The sequence below is a fragment of the uncultured Campylobacter sp. genome, from assembly GCF_938045225.1.
Lineage (GTDB): Bacteria > Campylobacterota > Campylobacteria > Campylobacterales > Campylobacteraceae > Campylobacter_A.
This window is the reverse complement of record NZ_CALINL010000309.1, coordinates 1-3146: the sequence shown is the minus strand read 5'-3', so window position 1 is coordinate 3146 and position 3146 is coordinate 1. Positions and strand designations below refer to the sequence as shown.

5 protein-coding genes are annotated in these 3146 nt (G+C 43.1%); all 5 read left to right on the top strand.

Annotated elements, in window-relative coordinates:
* Positions 1-258 (top strand): hypothetical protein (locus Q0200_RS11190; protein WP_297941190.1); only part of this gene is annotated, 258 nt, incomplete at its 5' end.
* On the top strand, positions 233-685 hold the full coding sequence (locus tag Q0200_RS11185; RefSeq protein ID WP_297941189.1) for a hypothetical protein: 453 nt from the start codon (positions 233-235) through the stop codon (positions 683-685). The genes Q0200_RS11190 and Q0200_RS11185, both read left to right, overlap by 26 nt.
* 39 nt (positions 686-724) lie before the next feature.
* On the top strand, positions 725-1027 hold the full coding sequence (locus tag Q0200_RS11180; RefSeq protein ID WP_297941188.1) for a hypothetical protein: 303 nt from the start codon (positions 725-727) through the stop codon (positions 1025-1027).
* 78 nt (positions 1028-1105) lie between these two features.
* Positions 1106-1249 (top strand): hypothetical protein, encoded by a 144-nt coding sequence (locus Q0200_RS11175; RefSeq protein WP_297941187.1) that lies wholly within the window; start codon positions 1106-1108, stop codon positions 1247-1249.
* Between the two features lie 1404 nt (positions 1250-2653).
* A complete protein-coding gene (locus Q0200_RS11170) occupies positions 2654-2950 on the top strand; it encodes a hypothetical protein (RefSeq protein WP_297941186.1) in 297 nt (98 codons plus the stop codon).
* Positions 2951-3146 lie beyond the last annotated feature (196 nt).

The following is a 3146-nucleotide window of genomic DNA, read 5'->3' as shown; positions in this document are numbered from 1 at the left end:
AAAACGGCGATAGCGCGGGAATTAAAAGGGTGCGATCATATACAAAATAAAAAAATACGTTTTCGCCCGATGTATAGAGACGTAAAAGGCGGGGAGCCCGTCCAGACTGGATTTGTCGCGGGCGTATATACTGAGTGGTTTGACGACGAGGCGCGAAAATGGAAAAATTATTATTTTTGCGCGTGGATAGAGGTTGCGGAGGTGAAAAGTTTATTTGAGGAAGGGGCTAAAAATGGAAAAAATGAAAATGTATTTTAAAAAATTTGATTATGCCCGGTTGCATTATTCTGGGCACAAATCAGAATTCAAAGAGAAAAGGGACGGAGAATTCCGCCATGGCGTCGCCGTCCGTCAAGTGCTCACAAGCCCCGCGCCGGTATTCCGCGCGGTGGGTGCAAATATATATTTTGTATTGTGCGACGATGGGGGCGTAATATCGACGTTTGGGCAAATAGGCGGGGAGTTTGAGCTGTGCGAAGAGAGAATTTTTTCTCTATACCTTGAGCGGGGCATAAATAGCGCGTGGGTGAGTCAAAGATTCTCGGTAAACACGCCGACGCCGTACCCCGTTAAGGTGATGGAAATAGCACGAGATTTTTATTTTGTGCGCGGTGAGCCCGTGATCCTAATCAAGGGGACGGGAAGTTATATAAATGTTTGTAGGTATAGAGAAAAAAGGAGCTAAAAAAATGAAAAAATCAAATTCAAAAGACAAGGGGCGCAAATGAAAATTTTTGAGGTAAAACGGGCGATAGAATCGGAGCTAATCGGCGCGGGCTTTTTAAAAAAAAGAAAATACAACGGCTACGAATTTTCAAAGCCGCTAAACCGTTACGGATATTACGCCGCCGACGTCGTGGCGTGTGAGGCGTCGGGCGTGTTTGCCTTTTCGTTGCTTTTGATAGACGCGAAAAACAACGAGGCGGAGGACGAGATCGCGGGGGTGAGCTTTAAATTCCGCGGGCTTAACCCCGACGAGCTGCGCGCAAAAATAAGCGCGATAGCAGAAAAAATCAGGGAGGCGTAAAAATGGACGAGATTTTATTAATATTGGCATTTATTACAATAGCCCATTTTATCGGGCTATTGTAATAAAGGGCGCGTTATGGTAGAATTGATTAAAAATATCGGTTTAGGTTTATTTGTTAATAGTAGTTACGCCATAATGGGCGGCGCGTTAAATTTTAATAACGCGTTTATTATGCTTTTTAGCGTCGGCTTAATGTATCAGATGATAAAAAGGGGCTAATATGGAATGGGGATTTAATAGCGGTAGTTACGTAATATTTGGCATTTTGGCGGCGTGTTATATCGCGCTCTTTATTGAATGGAGCATAAAAAGCAAAGTGCAAAAATAATCAAAGGGGTTAATATGGATTTGGACGGCTTTTTTATGATTTTGGCGCTTATAGCCATCGCGCACTTTGTCGGGCTGCTTTAGCCCGCGCGCAATTACTTCGCTACACGCCCCGCACGTCTCACGCGGGGCAATATCTCAATACAACACACTACACACCACGAGCGCGAGCCGCTCACGATACAAAGAAACAAAAATACATCAAGCACAAACACGCGCGCAGCGACAAAGCACACACAAACAAAGACCCCGCCAAAGCAGCCAAGCCAAAAGAGGCGGGCGCAAAAAATAGATAGCGCGAGGCGGCAACGCCTGGGGGCGCAAAGTCTCAAAAAGGCAACAGCGCAAAAACGGGCGGACAAATACGGCTAGCATACAAAGGCGGAGCGCGTGATCCCATAGCCCCAAATTCCCGCCAAAAACTCTACACCAAAGCGGCGACAATATGCCCGCGAAACTTATTTTTATTCAACACTTACAAAAAATACAAAATACTTTTTATCCTAGCGTATATTTAGCAAAAAATAGGCGGCTTTTTGTTATGCCGTTACGGATTTTTTGCGGAGTATTAGAAAAATATGCGGGGAATATGCAAAAAATTGGTAAATATTTGATTAATTTGGCGTGACGTTTTAAGCTTGTATCGAGGCGATTATCAAAAATAAGTATTCTTTGAAATTATGGCGCTATCATAATGTTTTATTTTTGATAGGCAAAATTTTTTAGGTTCTTTGCAAGATAGCGAGCTGGTGGGGGGTCGGCGTAGCCGCATTTTCTTTGCTACCGTCAGGTTTTAAATATTTTTGCAGGCTTTGGAATGTTTTGCGACTAGTCGCAATTTTAACCTAAGTCTGTAAAGTAGTCAAGCCGCAGGGGCGGGTCAAATCTCTACGACCGAGCAAGCGAAACATCGGCTGGGCGCATTTCATTTTTTGCGCGCCGGGTTTTTAAAAAAATAATAAAGTCAAGTGATAGACGGTAAGTCAAGCGACAAGATAAGTGAAACCCTAATCGTCGTTAAGGGCGAGATTAACCCGCGATAATGAAACCTAAAATTTAACGGCGACAAATGAGCGCGGGGCGGACGAATAAAGCCCGATTTTATCGAAGCAATCCCAAACTAGGCGGAAAAAATTGAGCGCGTTTTTGAGCGCAAAAAAATGACCGCCTAGCCGATAAGTAAATATCGCTATCATCGGCACAAAACAGCTTAACGGCTACGGAAATGACCGCTTTATTAAGCCCTAAGCCCCAAGCGGTTAAAATAAGACTGGATTTTAAAACAAAGGCTAGGATATGCAAACTCTAACCATACGAGCAGACGAAACGTTAATAAGCCAAATAGTAGCGATAAGTAAAGCGTTGGCTAATACGACTAATCAAAAGTTGATTATCGACGACGGTTGCGCCGATGAGCTAAACGCGCGAGCCAATGAAGCCAAACAAGGCAAAGGGCTGATAGACGAAGCTCAGGTACGTAAAAACCTAGAGGCTATCAAAGCCAAGATATTATCAGATGTTGAAGCTATCAGGCGCGGAGAGTTTGAAACCATAAGCCACGACGAGCTAAAAGCGCGGATTATGCAATGGTAATAAAATACAAGCCTAAATTTGAGCGCGAGCTAAAGACGATATTTAATTTTATCGCAAAAGACAGCCTAAATATTTAGAAACGAACTTATCGCAAAGATAGAACGCACAGCACAGACGCCTTTTATTTGTCGCAAAATAATTTATATGCTTCTTCAAGCAAAGAAGAATATTTCACCACTTAAAATAAAAACAATTA